Origin of the sequence: Alysiella filiformis, from assembly GCF_014054525.1 — a bacterium.
Taxonomy (GTDB): domain Bacteria; phylum Pseudomonadota; class Gammaproteobacteria; order Burkholderiales; family Neisseriaceae; genus Simonsiella; species Simonsiella filiformis.
In genome coordinates this window covers 482,069-500,572 of the sequence record NZ_CP059564.1, presented here as the reverse complement: position 1 = coordinate 500,572, position 18,504 = coordinate 482,069, and the positions used below count along the sequence as shown (strand labels likewise).

Sequence of the window (18,504 nt, the reverse complement as noted above, 5' to 3'; positions counted from 1 at the left end):
AAATCCATAAAAAAAATTTTTGGCAGAAACATTGTGCAAATGGGGTGGAATCGGTTAAAGTCTCGCGTTTTCTTTTTTCAGGCAGCCTGAAAACCTGCAAAAAGAAGTTTGACATTCCCATTAAATTGACGAAAGGACATTCCTGATGAATGGCGACATTGGCGTAATTGGCTTGGCGGTTATGGGTCAAAACCTGATTTTGAACATGAACGACAAAGGCTTTAAAGTGGTGGCGTACAACCGCACCGTGGAAAAAGTGGACGAATTTTTAAATGGCGCAGCCAAAGGCACCAACATCGTGGGCGCATACAGTTTGCAAGATTTTGTGGATAAATTGGCAAAACCCCGCAAAATCATGCTGATGGTACGCGCAGGCAGCGCGGTAGATGAATTCATCGCCCAGTTGCTGCCCCATTTGGAGCAAGGCGACATCATCATTGATGGCGGCAATGCCAATTATCCCGACACCAATCGCCGTTGCGCGTGGCTGGCTGAAAAAGGCTTGCTGTTTGTGGGTGCAGGCGTATCGGGTGGCGAAGAAGGGGCGCGTCATGGACCTTCCATCATGCCAGGGGGGCATTTTGCGGCTTGGGCGCACATTAAGCCGATTTTTCAAGCCATTGCCGCCAAAACGCCACAAGGCGAACCCTGTTGCGATTGGGTGGGCGACAACGGCGCAGGTCATTTTGTGAAAATGGTACACAATGGCATTGAATATGGCGACATGCAGTTGATTTGTGAAGCCTATCAATTCATGAAAGAAGGCTTGCAAATGAACCACGATGAAATGCACGCGGCGTTCAAATCGTGGCAAAAAACCGAATTGGATTCCTATCTGATTGACATTACTACTGAAATTTTGGCATACAAAGACACAGACGGCACACCTTTGGTTGAAAAAATTTTGGACACCGCAGGTCAAAAAGGCACAGGCAAATGGACAGGCATCAACGCTTTGGACATGGGCATTCCACTTACCCTGATTAGCGAATCGGTGTTTGCCCGTTGCGTATCGGCTTTGAAAGAGCAGCGCGTTGCCGCCGCCAAATTGTTCCCACACACGCCCATTGCCATTTCAGGCAGCCGCGAAGAATGGCTGGAAGCCTTGCGTCAATCTTTGCTTGCCAGCAAAATCATTTCCTACGCCCAAGGCTTTATGCTCATGCACGAAGCCAGCGAAACCTACAACTGGCATTTGAATTATGGCAACACCGCCCTGTTGTGGCGCGAAGGTTGCATCATTCGCAGCGTGTTTTTGGGCAACATTCGCGATGCCTACACCCAAAACCCCGATTTGGTTTGGTTGGGACAAGACGCGTATTTCCAAAACATTTTAAACAACGCCTTGCCACAATGGCGCAAAGTGGTGGCAAAATCCATTGAATGCGCCATTCCCATGCCCTGCATGGCATCGGCAATCACGTTCTTGGACAGCTACACATCGGCACGTTTGCCCGCCAATTTGCTGCAAGCGCAACGCGATTACTTCGGCGCACACACTTACGAGCGCACCGACAAACCACGCGGCGAATTTTTCCACACCAACTGGACAGGCAAAGGTGGCGACACCGCGTCAAGCACCTATCACGTTTGATGGGCGCGTGGGCAGCTTGTTCGCATTTCAGGCTGCCTTTCACGGCACCACAAAAAATAAAATGGGGTGTGTTGGAATTGCGCTCTGTCGCCGTGCGGGCGACTTACTTTTTAAAAAAGTAAGCCAAATACATTAAAGCTGAACGGTTTCTTTTCAAAAAAACATTTCAGGCAGCCTGAAAAGATTAAATTGTTGAATAAAAAACAGAAATAACCTTTTTCATTGATGATTTTTAAGGAGCAAAACAAATGGGCTGGTTTTCATCTCGCAAAGACGATTTTTTCGTTGCCACCATTGAACCGAAAAACCTGAATGTGAACGAATATTTGGGCGTGGTCAATGGCGAAGCCGTGATTGGGGCAAACATTTTTCGTGATATGTTTGCGTCCATTCGCGATGTGGTGGGCGGACGTGCCAGTGGCTACGAAAGCGCATTATCAGGCGCGCGCCAAGCCGCTTTGGACGACATGATTGACGCTGCCAAAAAAGCAGGTGCCAATGGCGTGATTGGCGTGGATTTTGATTACGAAGTGCTGGGCGAAACCAACGGCATGATGATGGTCAGCGTGAGCGGCACGGCGGTTAAAATCCAAAAATAAAGCGCAAATTCAAGCCAAAAGGCTGAAACTTTTGCAAAACTCGGTTTGTAGGGGCAGATTTCATATCTGCCCTGTTTAGAATTGCAGAAATTTTTATTTTTATCAATAACGTGAACTCGGGATAAGTAACTGTCAATTTGCCAACAAACCTGCTCTCTCTCCCTATGGGAGAGAGTTGGAGAGAGGGCTTGTTGAGCAGCATACCCTCTCCCCAGCCCTCTCCCACAGGGAGAGGGAGCAAAGTGACTTAAATTTATCAATCACTTTTATCCCGAAATCGTGTTATCAATAAATTGAAAAAAGGGCAGATATGAAATCTGCCCCTACGAATTGAGTTTTGCAAAAGTTTCAGGCTGCCTGAATCGGTTTTCAGGCAGCCTTTTGGCTTGTGGTGTCAATCAGAACAAATGGGCAAATGCCGCTTTCAAATCATCGTTGCTGCGCGGCAAATGCGAGCGAATTTCGGTAAAATCCAATGGTTCCAACGCCGCTTCCACCGCCGCCGCCGATGCACCCAATTCGCACAAACGCGATGCCAAACTTTGCTGCACCATGATTTCAAATTCGTTTTGAGATTCTTTGGTATTCATGTGTTCACCTTTAATTTTTACAATACAATTGTTTGAAATAACGCTAAAAATCAGTTTTTGGTATCAAAAAATCGCGCAATTTTAATCTAGCGCATTAAATTTTTCAACGCCAATTTCACACCATCGCTCACGTCCACATGGGCAGGCAGGCTTTTCACGGCGGTGCGCGATTCCTTTTCGTTGTAGCCCAAAGCCAGCAGCGTGCTGACAATGTCTTCCAAATGACCATCAGACGCATTTGGGGCAAACAAACCCTCGTTCAGGCTGCCCGCAAGCGACAATTTGCCACGCAATTCCAAAATCATGCGTTCGGCGGTTTTTTTGCCCACGCTGGGGGCAGACGACAATTTTTTCACATCTTCGCTGGCGATGGCTTGCGCCAGTTCATCGGGCGAGAGTGCCGACAAAATGCCCAAAGCCGTTTTCGCGCCAATGCCGCTCACTTTAAGCAACTGGCGAAAGGTGGCGCGTTCATCAGCCGACACAAAACCAAACAGCAAATGCGCGTCTTCACGCACAATCATTTGGGTGTAAAGCTGCACCGATTCGCCCAAAGCGGGCAGGGCATAAAAGGTGTGCATGGAAACGTCCACTTCATAGCCCACGCCATTGATGTCCAAAACAATTTGAGGCGGCGATTTTTCAATGATGTTGCCGCGTAATCTGCCAATCATAATTCAGGCTGCCTGAAAAAACAAAACGCCCATTGTAAATGAGCGCGGCATTTTTTGCATGATGGCGTGAAAATAAGGGGGACGTGGCGTATCGCCGCTACACCCACTCTGCGCCCGGAAAATGGCGAAATGTGTAGGTTGGCTTTTTGAATTGACATTCACAAAATTTCAGAAGAGGTGTCGGCTCTCCGAGCCGACCTACGCTTGCTATGGTTGCACTTGGTGGGTCTTAAGATATTCTGCATTAATACTTTCCATAATATCAATGGCAATATCCCTAAAAATCAATGTTTCTAAATCGTTTAATAAATATAATTTATTTATATGAAAATTTTCTTTTTGAAAAACATTATTCATAATATCTATGTTGTTGGGTGCAAAACGGAATTCATAATTTAGACGTTCAATAAAATTATTATATATATGCCTATTTTTTTTCTTGTCATAGTGAAATAATTTTTTGATATGTTTATTTGTTATAAACCCATATTGATGAGCATACAAATTTCTAATTTGAATATAGAATTCCCATGCTGATTTTGTATATTCATCTAATTTTACTAAGCCAAGTATTTCTGCTTTAAATAAAAAATTTTCATATTGATTTTTTTCATGAAATTCATTTTTATCCAAGTGTTTATTTTTATTAAAATACTCATTAATCAAGTCATTAGTTGCACTTTCAATAAAGCCATATAACATTTGAAATTCTCTAGTATTGAGAAAGTTTTTAATAATATCAAAATAATTATGAGCATTACCTACTTGAGAAAAAGATTCTTGAATGACATTATTAATATCGGGTAAATTTGATTTAATATCTCTATCTTTAGAAGGTGCTAAACCCATACAACATAATAATTCTTCATTTCTATGATAACTAGTATAAATATCTTGAGCTATTTCTTTAAGAAATTCATGAATATCATCAGCCTCTGTCAAATTGTAATTATGAGTTATACGTCTTATATATTCCGTGCCAGTTGTAATATATGAAGTAAATAATTTATCCGTCAGAGTAGTTAAATAAAATAAATGATAAAAATTTTTATAACATAATGGGGAATTATTTGTTGGTTTAATTAAATCAAATCTATTCATGAGTATACGGATATCCATTGTTAAATTCCTATTTAAAATAAAAAATTAAAAGAGTTACAGAAGTTTGTACTAAATTTTCAAAAAAATCAAAATGATGGCAAATTCGGTGCAACAAGTTGCACCCTACATTTTGCCGTCCGCTAGGACTTTCAGGCAGCCTGAAACTCAACTCTCCACATGTTCAGGCAAAAATCCGCCCGATTGGTGCGCCCACAATTTCGCGTACAAACCGCCTTTTGCCAACAATTCCGCGTGGCTGCCTTCTTCCACGATTTTGCCTTTGTCCAGCACAATCAATCTGTCCATCGCCGCGATGGTGGACAATCGGTGGGCAATCGCAATCACCGTTTTGCCGTCCATCATCTTGTCCAAACTTTGCTGAATGGCGGCTTCCACTTCGCTGTCCAATGCGCTGGTGGCTTCGTCCAACAGCAAAATGGGCGCGTCTTTCAACATCACACGCGCAATGGCAATGCGTTGGCGTTGTCCGCCCGACAATTTTACGCCGCGTTCGCCAACGTGTGCGTCATAGCCTGTTCTGCCTTTTGCGTCCGACAGTTGCGGAATGAAATCTGCCGCTTCCGCTTTTTGGGCTGCCTGAAACATTTCTTCGTCCGTTGCATTGGGGCGACCGTAAACAATATTGTCGCGCACCGAACGGTGCAACAAACTCGTGTCTTGCGTAACCAAACCAATTTGAGCGCGTAAACTTTCCTGCGTGATGTCGTTGATGTTTTGACCGTCAATGTGGATTGCGCCACTTTGCGGCTCGTAAAAACGCAACAGCAAATTCACAATCGTGGATTTGCCCGCGCCACTTCGCCCAATCAAGCCGACTTTTTCGCCCGCCTTAATGTTTAAATTGAAACCATTGAGCAAAGGCTTGCCGCTTTCGTATGAAAAATCAACGTGTTCAAAACGGATTTCGCCATGTTCCACTTTCAAAGGCAGGGCGGCAGGTTTGTCCAAAATGGTGTGCGGTTTGGACAATGTGGTCATGCCGTCTGTTACCGTGCCGATGTTTTCAAACAAAGCCGCGCTTTCCCACATGATGTATTGCGATAAACCGTTGATGCGGAAAGTCATCGTAATTGCCACCGCCACCGCGCCAGCCGAAACGCTGCCTGAATGCCACAACCACACACCAATCACGGCGGTGGATAAAGTCAAAAACGCATTCACAGCAAAAGTGCAAGTGTCCAACAAAGTTGCCAAACGCATTTGCGCGTGAACGGTTACCATAAATTCTTCCATGCTTTCTTTGGCATAACGCGCTTCGCGTGCGCCGTGCGAGAAGAGTTTAACCGTGGCAATATTGGAATACGCATCGGTAATGCGACCCGTCATCAGGCTGCGTGCGTCTGCTTGGCGTTGGGCGGTTTTGGCGAGTTTGGGAATGAGTAATCTCATCGTCAAAGCAAACAACACCATCCACAAAATAAACGGTACGAGCAACCAGCCGTCCAGCGCAACCAAAATCACGCCCGTACTCAAAAAATACACGCCCACATACACCACCATGCCCACAATGGTCATGACCACTTCGCGCACCGCCAACGCGGTTTGCATGACTTTGGCAGACACGCGCCCCGCAAATTCATCTTGATAAAAACCCAGCGATTGTGCCAACATCAAACGGTGGAAATTCCAACGCAAACGCATGGGAAACACGCCTTGCAAAGTTTGCAAACGCACCACCGAATTGAAAAATCGCCACACCACCGACAAAATCAGCACCAAAGCCATGCCAAACAACGCCCAACCGTGTTCGCCAAAAAAGGTTTGGGGGGAAGACGCGCCCAGCCAGTCCACAATTTTGCCCATAAATTGAAACAGCAGGGCTTCCAAAATGCCCATGCCTGCGGAAAACACCGCCAGCACCAAAATCCAGCCACGCAAACCGTCTATGCACGACCAAATAAAGGGAAACAGCCCTTTGTTGGGGGTAACGGGTTGGGTGTCGGGATAGGGTTCAATGCGGCTTTCAAAATGATTAAAGATTTGATTGAGTTTGTGTTTCATAATAAAAAAAGGGTTTTCAGGCAGCCTGAAAATACATAACAAAAATCTTTGGGCTGCCTGAAACCTGTTCCCTCCCCTGCTGGCGGGGGAGGGGTAGGGTGGGGGTGGCTCGTTGAGTTCTAACCCCCACCCCAGCCCTCCCCCTTGCATAGGGGGAGGGGGTAGATTGTGGGCAACATCAAAGATTGTCGTGTACCGAAAGGCAGCCTGAAAATCACAAAAGGGCAGATGTGAAATCTGCCCCTAGTGTTTGCAAAATCGGCTTTCAGGCTGCCTGAAAACAAATAAGGTTGATTAAAAACAGTGGAATTTTAATGCAATCGGCTTGCGGCGCAAACCGCGTTTACACAAAATTAAAACGTTGCCGCCCAACCGCGTGGTTTGTCGTCATCATCGTCATCATCTTGGTTTTGATTTTGTTCTTGGGCGAGTTTTTGTTCGTGCTGTGCGACCAAGCGTTCCCATGCGGTGGGTTGTGGCGATGTGGGTGGTGGGGTTTCTACTGTGGTTGGTTCAGGGTTAAGCGATTGCGTTTCCCAGCCGTCAAATGCCACATTGCTAAACAGCGCGGCATCTGCGCCCGAAGTGCGTACCAAATTGCCGTTTGCGTCTTTTTGGTAGGTGCCAGCCTGCGTAACCATATTGATGTAGCCGTGGTCGTTGATGCGAATGTGGCGAAACAGCCAGCCATCAAGAATATTGAGCAATTCTTCTGCCACATTGGGGTTTTCCATCATTTTCATTTGGTATTCAACCAGTTTGTCCACAAAATTTTGATGAACCCGTTTGTGTGCTTCCAGCAAGTGATAGCCCGATTCAGCCAGCATTTCTTCTTCATAAGCAAAGTGGTTCATGGTACAACTGATTAAATCAAATAAGCTGATGTTCATTTGTTCGGCATTTTGCGCTTCGTGCGCGGCGTGCAATTCATTGATATGGTGAACCAATTGTTTGTGTTGTTCGTCAATGTCGTGGAAACCCGTGTCCAAATCTGCTGTCCAAAAAATGTGCGCCATGGTGTTGTCTTATCAAGATGAAAATGGAAAACTGTGAAAGCGAATCATATAGCAAAACAAACAAATCGTGAAGTTGCCGACTGCCTGAAAAAGCAAGATAAAAAAAACGCGCTGGTACATACCTAATTGGTGTCTACCAAGCGCGTTAAAGGAATAGGACTTGTCAAATGTTGCAGTGATGAGCCGTAAGCTCAATCGGAAAACTATGCTGCGCATTGTACAAACATTAACAATGTAGCGCAAATTGTTTTTTCATGACAATTTTCATCACATTGATTATAAAAGAAATTTAGTTTTGAGTAACTGACAAAAAGTGGCACTTTTTGCTTAAAATTCGCTGGTGTGCGGTTTCAGGCTGCCTGAAAATGCCTTTTTTGGGCTGGGCGCAAATGGGTTTTGTGCGGTAGCAAGGTTCATTTTGTGTTAAGATTTTGTCAATTTAGTGAGAAAATAGGGAGAAAAATCATGTTTCAGTTGGATTTGGACTGCACCTATCATTGCCATTTTCGCACCAACACGCGCGGCATCACTTATGAGCAAATGCGTTTAACGCTCAAATATGGCAAATTGATTCAAGACCGCTACATTTTAAACCCACGCGATGTGTATGATTTGCTTGAAAAAATGAAAAAATGCGCCATGAAAGAAACCCGACAACGCGCCCAACAACAAGGCAAAAAAGCCAAAGTGCCTGCCTATTCGCCACAAATGCAATCGGAAATGCGTGTGCTGAAACAAATCGCCGACAAAGGCGGCTTGGTGGTGGTGGAAACGGGCAATTTGTGCATCACCGCCTATCATTTTACCAGCAAGCATTGGGCGAGTTTCAGTCGCCAATATCATGTGAACCCAAAACGTTGCTATTTATAATATGATGGGGAACGCTGCCTGAACACGCATTTTCAGGCAGCGTTTTTGATTTTGGGGCGACAATGCGATAATGCCGCCATTCTCATTTTCACATTGGCTTAAAACATGAAAACTTTACTTGTGCGCCTGTCCAGCATGGGCGATTTGATACACACCCTGCCCGCCATTACCGATTTGTCGCGCCATTGCCCCGATGTGCAACTGGACTGGTTGTGCGAACGCGCCTTTGCCGACATTGCGCGACTGCACCCCTTTGTGCAAAACGTGCATGAAATGGCGTGGCGAAATTGGCGCAAAAAACTGTTTCAGGCAGCCACTTGGCGCGAAATGGGCAGCCTGAAAACCACTTTACATAATCAACAATACGATAATGCGTTGGACAGCCAAAGTCTGCTCAAATCAGCCCTGTTTGCGCGTTGGGCAAACGCCCCGATTATGGGTTTGGACAAACATTCCGCGCGTGAGCCGCTTGCCGCCCATTTTTACGCGCAAACTTTTGCCGTGCCAAAAGGAGAAGATGCCGTGTGGCGCAATCGCCAACTTTTCGCGCAAGCCTTTGGCTATGCCGTGGACGGTGCGCCCGATTTTGGTTTGGCTCTGCCGCCAGCCATTTCAGGCAGCCTGAATTTGCCCGCGCAGTATCATATTGCCCTGCACGCCACCAGCCGCGACAGCAAATTGTGGGCAAACGAAAATTGGCTTGCCCTGCTCGCCCAAATCCACGCCCACGACCGCCTGCCCGTGCTGCTCACTTGGGGCAACGACAGCGAAAAACAACGCGCCCAATACCTTGCCGACCGCCTGCCCTTTGCCCACGTTTGCCCCAAACTCAATTTGGCGCAAGCCGCCAGCCTGTTGGCGCACGCCCAAAGCGTGATTGGGGTGGATACAGGATTGCTGCATTTGGCAAACGCCTTCAATCGCCCCCTAATCGGCATCTACACCGACAGCGACCCCATCAAAACAGGCGTACAAATTTCCGAACGCGCCATCAATTTGGGCGGCGTGGGGCAAAGTCCCAGCGTGCAAAACGTGTTTGATACATGGCTGCAAATTCAAAATCATTGAATAAATCAATCTTAAATTGAATATTTAATCACTTATTTTGATTTAAATTGAAAACACACTTTCAGGCAGCATACCGCAAGACCCAATCCAATCAAAGCCGCCTGAAAGTACATCATCATTATTTTAAATTTTATTTTTAAATTAAAATCAAAATAATTGATGATTATTGGCGATGAAAGTCCATGAATGGTGCGATGATGATGATTTTTATTGATTAAACCAATGATGGGGAAACACAAACGCAACTACCCAAATCCCCATTATTCCTTTAAAATAATCAACACGTTTTCAGCCAGCCTGAAAACACATCTTTTTGATTAAACAACAAAATTGGAGTAAATATGAAAGCCCTTGTTGCCGTAAAGCGCGTGGTGGACTTCAACGTCAAAGTGCGCGTGAAAGCCGATGGTTCCGATGTGGACATTGGCAATGTGAAAATGTCCATGAATCCCTTTGACGAAATCGCGGTAGAAGAAGCCGTGCGCCTGAAAGAGGCGGGTAAAATCAGCGAAATCGTTGCCGTGTCGCTGGGCGAAAAAAAATGCGAAGACGTGTTGCGTACCGCCTTGGCAATGGGTGCAGACCGCGCCATTCATGTGGAAACCGAAACCGCGCTTGAACCGCTTGCCGTTGCCAAATTGTTGAAAAAAATCAATGAACAAGAGCAAGCACAAATCATTTTATTGGGCAAACAAGCCATTGACGATGATGCCAACCAAACCGCGCAAATGCTTGCCGCTTTGTTGAATGCGCCCCAAGCCACATTTGCCAGCAAAGTGGATTTGCAGGAAAACGAAGTGCAGGTAACACGCGAAATTGATGGTGGTTTGGAAACCGTGGCGTTGAAATTGCCTGCCGTGATTAGCACCGATTTGCGTTTGAATGAACCGCGTTTTGTGAAATTGCCCAATTTGATGGCAGCAAAGAAAAAGCCTTTGGAAAAACAAACGCCTGCTGATTTGGGCGTGAACATTGAGCCGCGTTTGATTGTGCAAAAAGTTGCCGAACCCAAAGCGCGTCAGGCTGGCGTGAAAGTGTCCAGCGTGGCGGAATTGGTGGAAAAATTGACCGCTTTAAAAGCAATTTAATTGATATTTTGAAATGATTTTGCATATTTTTATCAATATTTTTGATAAAAAAGGGTTTTTAGGCAGCCTGAAAAGTTTTTTGGTTGATTGAAACCCCATTGTTTATGTGCAAAAAAACGCAATCATATTATTTGGCTTACTTTTTTAAAAAGTAAGTCGCTGCGCGGCGACAGAGCGCACGCCGTAGGCAAATCAAAAATGAAGGAAAAGACATCATGACCGTTTTAATTCTTGCCGAACACGATGGCAAACAAATCAGCCCAGCCACTTTGCACGCGGTGGGAGCGGCGCAAAAATTGGGCGAAATTCACTTGTTGGTGGCAGGTTCAGGCTGCCTGAACGTGGCGGAACAAGCCAGCAAAATTCAAGGCATCGCCAAAGTGTTGCACGCAGACGCAGCGCATTTTGCCGAATGCTTGGCGGAAGAAATCGCGCCATTGGTGGTGTCGTTGGCGCAACCTTACACGCACATTGTGGCGGCAGCGAGCGCGTTTGGCAAAAACATCATGCCGCGCGTGGCGGCTTTGTTGGATTGCTTACAAGTATCTGATTTAACAGAAATTGTTGATGAAAAAACCTTTGTGCGCCCCATTTATGCAGGCAATGTGTTTACCACCGTGCAAAGCCATGAAAGCAAATTGGTTTTGACCATTCGCGCCAGCGCGTTTCAGGCAGCCGAATTGGGCGATAATACCGCGTCAATTCAAAGTGTTACCGCAACGCCAGCGCAAAACATCAGCCGTTTTGTGTCGCGTGAATTGACCCAATCCGACCGCCCCGAACTCACACAGGCGCGTGTGATTGTGTCGGGCGGACGCGCATTGGGCAGCGCTGAACAATTCAATGCGGTTTTGACCCCATTGGCAGACGCTTTGGGCGCAGCCATTGGCGCAAGCCGTGCGGCTGTGGACGCGGATTACGCGCCCAACGACAGTCAAGTCGGTCAAACAGGCAAAATTGTTGCGCCTGAATTGTATGTTGCGGTGGGCATTTCGGGCGCGATTCAGCACATTGCGGGCATGCAAGACAGCAAAACCATTGTGGCGATTAACAAAGACCCAGACGCGCCCATCTTTAATGTGGCGGATTTGGGCATGGTGGGCGATTTGTTTGAGATTGTGCCTGAATTGACAAAAGCACTGAATGCGCGTTGATTTGTGAAATAAAATTGATGAAACGGCAATAATGTTTCACGTGAAACATGATTTTCAATCAAAGTTTGAATGATGTTTCACGTGAAACGTTTTATTTTGTGAAACAAGTGGTGGGATAATGAAAAAATATTTGGCTTATGGCGTGGTGCTGTTGGGCTTATGTTGCGTGGTGGCATGGGCAAGTGTGCGTGTTTCAGAACGTGGTTTTGTGATAATTGAAAATCACAGCAATCAAACGGTAAAAAATGTGTATGTGATTTATGACCATTTGGCTCAACCCAAAAAAGTTTGGATTGGTTCTTTGTTGCCCAATCAACGTTATCAACACCAAATCAATTTTGCGGATATGAATGAATTTCGTTTGGGCATTGAATACGATTTGGCAGGGAAAACACAATCCGATACGGTAGCGGGTTATGTGGCTGATTATGATAAACAGTGTTATGTTTTTGAGATGAAATAGTGGTGTGTTTGATAAATGGCTTTTCAGGCTGCCTGAAAATGTTGTTGATACACCAATCGTTGTGCATTCGTTTATTTGGCTTACTTTTTTAAAAAGTAAGTCGCCGAAGGCAAAAATCATTTTTCGTAGGACAGTAAAAGGCAGCCTGAAACCCCATTCAATGCTAAAATCATGTTTCACATGAAACATCACATCAAGCTGCTTGACCGCGTTTCAGGCAGCTTTTTTTGATTTTTAGGAAAACCCAAAATGAATATTTTACACAACCCACAATCCCACTCTTTCGCCTCCGACAATTATTCGGGCGTGCTGCCTGAAATCATGGCGGCAATCGCCCAAGCCAATGGCGGACACCTTGGCGCATATGGCAACGACCCCTACATCGCTCATCTGCAAAATCTCATCAAACAGCATTTTGGCGAATCCGCCCTAGCCTACCCCGTGTTCAATGGCACAGGCGCAAATGTGTTGGCATTGCAAGCCTGCCTGCCGCGTTGGGGCGCGGTAATTTGCGCGGAATCGGCACACATCAATGTGGACGAAAGCACAGCCCCACAAGCCGTTGGCGGATTCAAATTGTGGACGATTCCCACATCAGACGGCAAATTAAACCCCGAACTCATCGCCCAACACGCGCATGGTTTTGGCGTGGAACACCGCGCCCAGCCGCTTGCCGTCAGCATCACGCAAAGCACCGAATGCGGTACGGTTTACACGCCTGATGAAATCCGCGCCATTGCCGATTTTTGCCACGAAAAAGGCATCGCTTTGCACATGGACGGCGCACGTTTGGCGAATGCGGCGGCGGCTTTGGGCGTGAATTTGCGCGACATCACGGCAGATGTGGGCGTGGACATTTTGTCGTTTGGCGGCACCAAAAACGGTTTATTGTTGGGCGAATGCGTGATTGTGTTGAATGAAAAAAATGTTTTAAACGCAAACGGCATGAAATTTTTACGCAAAATGAATGTGCAACTTGCGTCCAAAATGCGTTTTATTTCCGCGCAATTCATTGCTTTGCTGGAAAACGATTTGTGGCTTAATGCCGCGCAAAACGCCAACGCCATGGCGCAAAAACTTTCAGGCAGCCTGAAAAACATTCAGGGCGTGGAACTGGTTTACCCCACGCAAGCCAATGCCGTGTTTGTGAAATTGCCCAATGGCGTGGCGGACAAAGTGCGCCAACACACTTATTTTTACGATTGGGACGAGCAAGGCACGGTGCGTTTGGTGTGCAGTTTTGACACGACCGCGCAGCATATTGATGATTTGTTGAATGCGATTGGAGTGGCAATTCAGGCTGCCTGAATAAAAATGTAGGGCGCGTACCTCGCATCAAAATCACGCTATTTTGGGTAAATCGGTGTGCGTATGTCCCTGCAAAACTGAATGGCATTTCAAGATTTTCATTTAAAGAAAGCAAACCATGTTTACCACCTACGATTTATACGCTTTTGTCAATACTGTTTATTGGGGCAGTATGCTTGTGCTGATTTTAATTGGCTGGGGGATTTTAAAAGCCAACAAAGCCCGAATGCGATTTTATGTGGCATGGCTGCTGATTGTGCCAGCAGGATTTATCGCCATGATTTTACCCAGTCCAAAGAAATACCAAGCAGCCAAAGAACAACAAGAACGTTACGAACAAGCCGCAGCCGTATTTAAAAAGCAATGCGAACAAGCAGGCGAAAAGATTTATCGCACGGTGGATAATGTGGAAGGGATTATGTTGTTGAAAATCGTATCTGAAGAAGATTCATTTAAAGATTCTGATGCTCATAACCCTATGTGGAGGGATGCTGCTTTTCAATCATATGCAGGGGACGGGTTTATACGAACATTTTTAGGACATCATACTAATGGAGTTGGATATTTATATATTGATGTTTTACAAAAAAATCAAACAGATATTATTCGTTATACTGGTAGACGACCATTGCTTCAAGAAAAAAATCCTAAAAATCCAGCACGTTATGCAGTAACTTTTGAGCAAAATATTGACCCTGAATTACGCAAACATTGGGTGGCAGGTGGAAGTATTCAAATTATTGACCAAAAAACCAATGAAATTATTGCTGAAAAAACAAGTTATGTATTTGAAAAAGGGTTGGGTGGGAGAGGTGGTGCTAGAATGCCATGGATGTTTGCTGAAGATTGTCCAAATCAACCTTTTGTTCGTCCATATCCAATCTTTAAATTTTTAATTAGTGTTGTTAAACCCAAACAGGAGACTAAAAATGTCCAATAATATTCCTAACGCAGTTGAGTGCTTCATGCGTACCAAATTGATTGAAATAATCAAAATTTTGTGAAAATTCGGTGCGTGGTACGCACCCTACTGATTGCCGTCCGCTCGCATTTTCAGGCAGCCTGAAAGGAAAAAATCAAAATGAATGATTGGAAAATACTTTATTTTCTACCCTTTATTTTTATTGCTTGTGTCAATTTGTGGATTTTACTTGCCCAATTACGCGAAAACAAACATTCGTCTTTTGCGCCTGTGATTGGACTGATGTGCTTTTTTCTGGGAACGCAGGGCTTGGACAAAGATTACAATCGTTGGATTTGGCTCTTGATTTTGTTGGACATTGGCACGCTTGTTTTGATTGGGTCTTTGCCATTTTTATTGCGAGAATGGTTGATTAATAGCCGATTTTGCCGTTATCGCGTTTACCAAAATGACACGCAGATTTTGACTTTGTATCAATTCAAACAACATCGTACTTTTAATTGGCAATACATAGTCAAAATCAAGCCAGAAAATGTGCCTGCGTTGGCTGGATTTGGGGGTGAGTGGACAATCATTGATGACAAATTGTATTTAAATGTGGTGGCTGGCGATAATATTGCCGTTGCCAATCTGGAAGATGATGAGCTTGTTTTCGCGGAAATGGACAATGAATATGACGCTAAATTGAGCAATCAACGATTGAAACGCAGAAAATAAAGTTGTGTAGAAAATTGGATATGCACGGTATACGTTACAAAACCTTCGTCATTTTCATCATTCAAATTTTTTTGTAAATAAATGTTAAATTGTTTTTTTGCAAAAAAATGTAATATGATGAATTTCTGTTTCAGGTAGTCTGAAACCTTTGCAAAACTCGGTTCGTAGGGGCAGATTTCATATCTGCCCAGTTTGGGCTTGTAGAAATTTTCATTTTTATCAATAAATTGAAAAAGGGGCGAATATGAAATTCGCCCCTACGTCAGTTTTAAAGTGGATTTTGCAAAGGTTTCAGTCTGAAATCATTTTTTAATCCGTATTGATGAAAGTATCCAAAAAATATGAATAAAATCTTAAAAATCAAATTATTGCTGATTGTGTGTTGTGCATTTTTAGGTTGGCAATCTGTTTCTCGCGCCTATGCTTTATCGCAAGATAATCAATTGTTTCGTCAAGGTAAGCATACGGTAGAAGTTTATTTGGCAGATAATGTATTAAATGAACGACAAAGTGGTAAACGCAATAAAACATCTGAATATTCCGCTAATTTGAAGTTTCAAACCAAGGAAGGTCAATGGGTTATTGTCAATAACGGTTTTATTTTACCCAGTGAAAAAAACAGCTTAATGCGTGGTGAGAGCATTAAGCGAGAATATGCTGCCAAAAATCCGCAGAAATTGCGTGTTGCAAATCGCCCAGAAGTGTCGCCAACAGGTGAGTTTGCATTTGGATTGGTTGTGATTTTGTTGGGATTGTATTTGATTTGGAATGTGTATCAAACTTATCAAAAACAAGATGAGGAATGATGCATTTCGTTTTTGTAGGTAGGTTCGGCGTACTTTGTAATTATCTATTTTTATAACCATTTCAGGCAGCCTTACAGTACACGATAAAAATCTTTGGGCTGCCTGAAATCTGTTCCCTCCCCCGTCTGGCGGGGGAGGGTTAGGGTGGGGGTGGCTCGTTGAGTTTCTAACCCTCACCCCAGCCCTCCCCCTTACATAGGGGGAGGGGCAAGTTTGTGGCAACATCAAAAATTGTCGTGTACTTTAAGGCAGCCTGAAAGGAAAAAATCATGTGTGAAACCCCATTTTCATGGTTTAATTTCATTTTCAAACTGTTGGCGGGCATTGTGCTGACGATTTGGTTTTGGGCGATTTTTGGCATGATTGTCAGTTGGATTATGCGCTGGTTTGATGCCACTTTTCGCCCACCCAAACCGCCCACCGCCGAAGAATTGGCACTTTGGCAACAGCGCGAAACGGCATTTGCCGAATGGTTAGCGGTGCTGTATCGCGACAATCCGTCCGCCATGCAAACCGTGTTGGCAAATATCCCCAATGAATTGCAAGATGACGAACATTTGGGTTTGGAGCCTGATTATCTTTTGGCGGTATCCAATCGGGCGTTGGATACGGCATATTTTGCGGTGGTGGAAGATTACAGCAACAATTGGAAAAATCCCGATTATGCCGATTTATTCGCAGAAATGTCGCCGATGTGGCAACGCTTTGGTTTTACGCCCAACTGGTCGGCTTACCGCGAAGAAGATTTTTGGCGTGAGCTTGATGATTATCCGATAGAGCCATGTTTTCGTTGGTTGCAAACGCAATTTTTGGCGCACGGTGCGGCGTTGTTTTTGTGGTATTTGCAGGACGAATGTTGGGGCGTGGCGGTGGTGCCTGTGCAAGATAAAGCGGATTTTCAGGCTGCCTGCGAAAAGTGGGGTTGGGTGGATTTTTTTGAATAAAGTGTTGCTATGTTTAACCCAATAAGGCAAATCATGTTACGATTTGCCTTATTTTTTCATGCAAATAAACAGGGGAATTGCCTGATGTTGTCCATTTTTATGAAAAATCCATTCAGGCTGCCTGAAACCATTTTGCTGATGATTTTGCTTGCCGCGTGTGGCGAACAGCAAACCACACCCACGCCACCACAACCCCATGTTTCACATGAAACATCATCAGCCGTTTCGCCGCCCATTTCATCAAACAAGCAGCCTGAAAAATCATCGCCACCGCTCGTTCAATCGGCACGAAACCAAATCGGCAAAACCGTGCGCTACGACCCAGCCTATTCCACGCTGAAATATCCGATGGGCGATGTGCCGTTGGAAAAAGGCGTGTGTACCGATGTCGTGATTCGTGCCTTGCGTGAGCAGAACATGGATTTGCAGCAACTGGTTCATCAGGACATGAAGAAAAACTTTTCTGTCTATCCCAAACGCTGGGGCTTGAAACGCCCCGACCCCAATATTGACCACAGGCGTGTGCCGAATCTCATCACGTTTTTCACGCGACAAGGTTGGGCGGTGCCGCAAAAGGGCGATTTTCAGGCAGGCGACATTGTAACGTGGGAATTGAACGGCAACCGTTTGCCCCATATCGGCATTGTTTCCGATAGAACAAATGGCGATACGCCTTTGATTATCCACAACATCGGCGCAGGCACGCAGGAAGAAGACATTTTGCACCAACACACGATAACGGGGCATTTCAGGCTGCCTGAAAAATAAGCCCATTTTGGACAAAAAGAAAAATCAAATCATGATTGAAATCAACACCTACAAAACCCTATCCGCCCCCTGCCAAGCCGAATTTAAAGACAAAGGCAGCCGTTTCATCGCCTATGCCTACCCCGTTTTGACGGCAGATGAAGTCAAAACCATCGTGGATAATTTGCGCCAAGAACACCACAAAGCCCGCCATTGGTGCTACGCCTACCGTTTGGGGGTGGACGGCAACCAATTCCGCGCCAACGATGATGGCGAACCTTCGGGCAGCGCGGGTCGCCCCATTTTGGGGCAGATTGATTCGTTTGAATTGACCGATTCTTTGGTGGTGGTGGTGCGTTATTTTGGTGGGACTTTGCTGGGCGTGTCGGGGCTGATTCATGCCTACAAAACCAGCACGCAAATGGCGTTGCAGGCTGCCCAAATTGTGGAAAAAAACATTGAAAAAACGGTATTTTTGCGTTGCGATTATCCGCATTTGAACGAGGCTTTACGCATTGCGAAAAACCACAACGCGCAAATCATCGCGCAAGATTTGCAACTGGATTGCCGTTTGACCGTGCGTGTGCCTTTGGCGGATTTTGCGGCGGCAATGGCGGCGTGGCAGCACACACGTTGCATAGAAATTGTTGCATAATCATCAAAAAACCGTGTGAAAACAAACGATTTTCACACGGTTTGCTGTTTTCAGGCAGCCTGAAACCTTTGCAAAACTCAGTTCATAGGGGCAAATTTCACATCTGCCACGTTTAGATTTGCAGAAATTTTTATTTTTATCAATAACGTGAACTCGGGATAAGTCA

Annotated in this window: 19 protein-coding genes; 14 read left to right on the top strand and 5 right to left on the bottom strand. The window is 45.1% G+C overall.

Annotated features, from left to right (window positions below; genetic code table 11):
• Positions 1-145: 145 nt before the first annotated feature.
• Both gnd and H3L97_RS02505 read left to right on the top strand, forming a co-directional pair.
• A complete protein-coding gene (gene gnd / locus H3L97_RS02510) occupies positions 146-1,594 on the top strand; it encodes a decarboxylating NADP(+)-dependent phosphogluconate dehydrogenase (protein WP_097114899.1) in 1,449 nt (482 codons plus the stop codon).
• Positions 1,595-1,842: 248 nt separating this feature from the next.
• A complete protein-coding gene (locus tag H3L97_RS02505; protein ID WP_097114898.1) occupies positions 1,843-2,193 on the top strand; it encodes a YbjQ family protein in 351 nt (116 codons plus the stop codon).
• 398 nt (positions 2,194-2,591) lie between these two features.
• On the opposite strand, the gene H3L97_RS02500 is transcribed toward H3L97_RS02505, so the two are convergent.
• From H3L97_RS02500 to H3L97_RS02480, 5 genes are all read right to left on the bottom strand, one after another.
• Complete coding sequence (locus tag H3L97_RS02500; protein ID WP_097114738.1) at positions 2,592-2,783, bottom strand: phosphoribosyl-ATP pyrophosphatase; 192 nt, start codon at positions 2,781-2,783, stop codon at positions 2,592-2,594.
• Positions 2,784-2,869: 86 nt separating this feature from the next.
• Positions 2,870-3,457 carry a Holliday junction branch migration protein RuvA gene (gene ruvA / locus H3L97_RS02495; RefSeq protein ID WP_097114737.1) on the bottom strand — a complete coding sequence of 196 codons (588 nt, stop codon included), beginning with the start codon at positions 3,455-3,457 and terminating at the stop codon, positions 2,870-2,872.
• Between the two features lie 207 nt (positions 3,458-3,664).
• Positions 3,665-4,576 (bottom strand): hypothetical protein, encoded by a 912-nt coding sequence (locus tag H3L97_RS02490; protein ID WP_097114736.1) that lies wholly within the window; start codon positions 4,574-4,576, stop codon positions 3,665-3,667.
• Positions 4,577-4,723: 147 nt separating this feature from the next.
• The gene (locus tag H3L97_RS02485) at positions 4,724-6,580 is read right to left on the bottom strand and encodes an ABC transporter ATP-binding protein (RefSeq protein WP_097114735.1); all 1,857 of its coding nucleotides are present in this window, start codon (positions 6,578-6,580) and stop codon (positions 4,724-4,726) included.
• 353 nt (positions 6,581-6,933) lie between these two features.
• Positions 6,934-7,596 carry a bacteriohemerythrin gene (locus H3L97_RS02480; RefSeq protein WP_097114734.1) on the bottom strand — a complete coding sequence of 221 codons (663 nt, stop codon included), beginning with the start codon at positions 7,594-7,596 and terminating at the stop codon, positions 6,934-6,936.
• 465 nt (positions 7,597-8,061) lie between these two features.
• On the opposite strand from H3L97_RS02480, the gene H3L97_RS02475 reads away from it, so the two are divergent.
• The 12 genes from H3L97_RS02475 (at position 8,062) to H3L97_RS02420 (ending at position 18,338) form a co-directional block, all read left to right on the top strand.
• Positions 8,062-8,466, top strand: a complete 405-nt coding sequence (locus H3L97_RS02475; protein ID WP_097114733.1) for a hypothetical protein — start codon at positions 8,062-8,064, stop codon at positions 8,464-8,466.
• 105 nt (positions 8,467-8,571) lie between these two features.
• On the top strand, positions 8,572-9,534 hold the full coding sequence (gene waaC / locus H3L97_RS02470; RefSeq protein WP_097114732.1) for a lipopolysaccharide heptosyltransferase I: 963 nt from the start codon (positions 8,572-8,574) through the stop codon (positions 9,532-9,534).
• A gap of 341 nt (positions 9,535-9,875) precedes the next feature.
• Positions 9,876-10,622 (top strand): electron transfer flavoprotein subunit beta/FixA family protein, encoded by a 747-nt coding sequence (locus tag H3L97_RS02465; RefSeq protein WP_097114730.1) that lies wholly within the window; start codon positions 9,876-9,878, stop codon positions 10,620-10,622.
• A 215-nt stretch (positions 10,623-10,837) separates the two neighbouring features.
• On the top strand, positions 10,838-11,776 hold the full coding sequence (locus H3L97_RS02460; RefSeq protein ID WP_097114729.1) for an electron transfer flavoprotein subunit alpha/FixB family protein: 939 nt from the start codon (positions 10,838-10,840) through the stop codon (positions 11,774-11,776).
• A gap of 118 nt (positions 11,777-11,894) precedes the next feature.
• On the top strand, positions 11,895-12,239 hold the full coding sequence (locus H3L97_RS02455; protein WP_097114728.1) for a hypothetical protein: 345 nt from the start codon (positions 11,895-11,897) through the stop codon (positions 12,237-12,239).
• Between the two features lie 249 nt (positions 12,240-12,488).
• Entirely contained in the window at positions 12,489-13,547 is a 1,059-nt protein-coding gene (locus H3L97_RS02450) for a threonine aldolase family protein (protein ID WP_097114727.1), read from the top strand.
• Positions 13,548-13,665: 118 nt separating this feature from the next.
• Positions 13,666-14,487, top strand: coding sequence for a hypothetical protein (locus H3L97_RS11900; RefSeq protein WP_224446324.1), 822 nt, complete (start codon positions 13,666-13,668; stop codon positions 14,485-14,487).
• Between the two features lie 141 nt (positions 14,488-14,628).
• A complete protein-coding gene (locus H3L97_RS02440; RefSeq protein WP_097114726.1) occupies positions 14,629-15,186 on the top strand; it encodes a hypothetical protein in 558 nt (185 codons plus the stop codon).
• 341 nt (positions 15,187-15,527) lie between these two features.
• The gene (locus H3L97_RS02435; protein ID WP_097114725.1) at positions 15,528-15,992 is read left to right on the top strand and encodes a DUF3592 domain-containing protein; all 465 of its coding nucleotides are present in this window, start codon (positions 15,528-15,530) and stop codon (positions 15,990-15,992) included.
• A gap of 269 nt (positions 15,993-16,261) precedes the next feature.
• Positions 16,262-16,936 carry a hypothetical protein gene (locus tag H3L97_RS02430; RefSeq protein WP_097114724.1) on the top strand — a complete coding sequence of 225 codons (675 nt, stop codon included), beginning with the start codon at positions 16,262-16,264 and terminating at the stop codon, positions 16,934-16,936.
• 84 nt (positions 16,937-17,020) lie between these two features.
• Positions 17,021-17,704, top strand: a complete 684-nt coding sequence (locus tag H3L97_RS02425; protein WP_224446325.1) for a DUF1287 domain-containing protein — start codon at positions 17,021-17,023, stop codon at positions 17,702-17,704.
• 31 nt (positions 17,705-17,735) lie between these two features.
• Entirely contained in the window at positions 17,736-18,338 is a 603-nt protein-coding gene (locus H3L97_RS02420; RefSeq protein ID WP_097114723.1) for an IMPACT family protein, read from the top strand.
• Positions 18,339-18,504: the final 166 nt, after the last annotated feature.